The following is a 2,412-nucleotide window of genomic DNA, read 5'->3' as shown; positions in this document are numbered from 1 at the left end:
CTCCCACCCCCGTGACCGACCCCGTCGCCAACCCCGCGACCGAAGCCAAATGCCGTTCCGCCCGTGCGTCCAGCGGTGGCGGTACCGTGTCCGCCGCCGATTCCGTGAGGGCGTGTGGGAGGACGACGACGGCCAGGGAACCGCCGTACGACGATGCCTGGAGGCTGGCTGTGACGCCGTGGCGCTGGGCGAGGTGGCCGACGGTGAAGAGGCCGAGGCGGGGGTCCTCGCCGAGCGTGGTGAAGCTGAAGTCCTTGGGGTGGTGCAGGAGTTCGTTGGCCGCCGCGTACTCGTCCGGGGAGAGGCCGAGCCCCCGGTCCTCCACCTCGATGGCGTACCCCTGGGCCACCGGCAGTGCGCGGACCCGTACTTCGGTGTGCGGAGGGGAGAACGTCACGCCGTTCTCGATGAGTTCGGCCATGAGGTGGATCGTGTCGCCGACGGCCGGGCCCAACACCGCGATGGGCGGGAGGGGTTCGACGACGACCCGGGTGTACCCCTCGATCTCGGACACCGCGCTGCGCAACAGATCCGCGAGCGGCACCGCGTGCTTCCAGCGGCGCCGGGGTGTCGCGCCGGACAGCACGGTCAGGCTCTCCGCGTTGCGTCGCATCCGGGTGGCGAGGTGGTCGACGCGGTAGAGATCGGAGAGGAGTTGAGGGTCCTGCTCCTTGCGTTCCATGGAGTCGATCACCGTGAGCTGGCGGTGCACGAGGAGCTGGATACGGCGCGACATGTTGTGGAACACCAGTCGCGCCCCCTCCCGCAGCGCGGCCTGCTCCAGCGCGACGCTCACCGCGGTCCGCTGGGCGCTGTTGAAGGCGTCCGCGACCTTGCCCAACTCGTCCGTGCCGTAGTCGAGTTCGGGCAGGTCGCCGACCTCGGCCCGTTTGCCCTGGGTACGCAGCCGGGTGATCAGTTCGGGCAGCTTCTCCTCGGCCAGTTCGAGCGTCGCCGCGCGCAGCCCGGACATCCGGCCGATGAGGGACCGGGCGATGCGCCAGGACAGGACGCCCACGGCGAGGACGGCGACCAGCGCGAGGGCGCTGCCCGACAGCGCCTTGACGAGCACCATGTGGGTCCGGTGCGCGGAATCCTCGGTGACCTTGCCCAGGTACTGGCCCTCCACGGCCTGCACCGCGCCGGACACACGCCCCGGGGCGGCGGCGCGGGCGGCCGGGACGGAGGGCACGGAGACCGTGCCGTCGGACCCGGCGGACGCCGCGACGACGGTCTTCTCGAAGGCCGTCATGGCGGCCCCGTCCTGACCGCTCATGGCCTTGCCCAGCTCGGCGCCCAGCTCCGTGGGCAGGTACGGCTCCACCTCGTTGGTCAGCACAGAGACCCGGACGGCCTGGGCGGCCGCCAGCGCCGACCTCTCCTGGACGCTCAACTTCCGTGACGCGGCGACTCCGTTGAGGATCGCCTCCTCCTGCGAGAGCGCCTCCGCCCCGCGCAGGAACGCCAGGGCGTGGCCGGCGTCGGCCGCGGTGGCCGCGTCGCCGCTGTCGGTGCTGAGCATCCCGAAGAGGTTCAGCGCCGAGGACACGGCGTCGGAGTAGGCGGTGTAGGCCTGCTGCCGGGTGGTCTTCCCGTCGTCGACGGCGGCCCGTTCGGTGGTCAGCCCGGTGAGCCGCTTGCGCACGGTGGCCAACTGGGCCTGGTACTGCGCCGATCCGGCCCCGGCGGAGGCGGAATCCGCCTTGCGGAACCCGGCGAGTACGGCGTCCGTCCGGCGCCGCTGCGCCTCCAGGGCGGCGGAACTGCCGTGCGAGGCCAGCAGGCTGACGGTCAGCTGCCGTTCCTTCTGGAACTCGCCGACCGCCGGCTGAAGGGCGTACGTGGTCTTCGCCGCCTGCCCGACGTCGTTGGACTTGTTCCACTGGTCGAAGAGCGCGTACGAACCACTGACCCACAGCAGCACCAGCGCCGTCGCCGGCACCACCGCGAGCGTGATGAGCGAGGCCCGGATACTGCGCCCCCGCCCGGCCGTTGCTCCCGCCGCCGTCGACGCGGGCGTACCCCGGTGCCGGCTCACCTCGCCCCCCGGTACCCGACGGCACGGCGGAGAAGAGGAGCTGCGGTGAGGAACTGCGACACCGGCGTTTTCCTTTCCGGGGTGGCGCGCGACGTATCGAAACGGGCAGGAAGACACGTCAACACACCTGCACACACTGGGGAGTTGACGGCGCGGCACGCCAGGAACGCCAAGGACACCCTGCGGATTTCACGACGGGCGCCCGAGCCCCCCGCGCAGTTGGATAGGTATGAAACCGAGCCATCCCAGTTCATGCCCACCCGCTCCGAACCGGCCCATCGCGTTCGGAAAGCGGATGACGTCCAGGGCAACCCGGTTAGGACCTCGGGGTTGCTCGGCTCCGTGCTCGGCCCGGAGTGCCCGGTGAGTGGCTA

At 71.3% G+C, this 2,412-nt stretch carries 1 protein-coding gene; it reads right to left on the bottom strand.

Annotated features, from left to right (window positions below):
• A partial coding sequence (locus ACNFOC_RS53280) for a sensor histidine kinase (RefSeq protein ID WP_416966153.1) occupies positions 1-2,038 on the bottom strand: 2,038 nt, incomplete at its 3' end.
• Positions 2,039-2,412 lie beyond the last annotated feature (374 nt).

It is taken from the genome of Streptomyces colwelliae (assembly GCF_048158785.1).
In the GTDB taxonomy this organism is placed as follows: domain Bacteria; phylum Actinomycetota; class Actinomycetes; order Streptomycetales; family Streptomycetaceae; genus Streptomyces.
This window is presented reverse-complemented; position numbering and strand designations above follow the sequence as displayed.